We start from the raw sequence: 425 nt of genomic DNA, 5'->3' as shown, positions 1-425 counted from the left end.
GCCTGAGTCAGCAGCGTACGGATTTTCTCGCTGTCAAAACTGATTTCCAGCACTGACTGTCCCTGCTCATTGCCATAGCCCAGCTGGCTGACATACGAACTGCTGTTTTCCAGCGCTTTCTGGATGACATCGTTGCTGGTGATGTCTCGCTGCCCGGACACTTTCACCAACACTTGCTGTAAGGCGGCAACCCGCGCGCTCTGCTCCGTCTGCCGGTCGGAATCAGGCAGAGGTACCTGAGCCTGATATAAAGTATTCACCGTAGCCGCCTGCAGCGGCAAGGCCATAAGCGCTACAAGGAAAAAAGCAACACGCCACATAAATCACTCGTCGAATATCATTGTAAATAAAGGGTGAGAATCACCCTGTTGTGAAAGTTATTGACTGCACAGAGCCATAACCTGACGTCAGCAAATTGACAGAAC

1 protein-coding gene is annotated in these 425 nt (G+C 51.3%); it reads right to left on the bottom strand.

Annotated elements, in window-relative coordinates; genetic code table 11:
* Window positions 1–320 (bottom strand): DUF2066 domain-containing protein (locus ACYP03_RS24250; RefSeq protein WP_459782404.1); only part of this gene is annotated, 320 nt, incomplete at its 3' end.
* Window positions 321–425: the final 105 nt, after the last annotated feature.

Source organism: Photobacterium sp. R1 (genome assembly GCF_054600795.1).
This window is presented reverse-complemented; position numbering and strand designations above follow the sequence as displayed.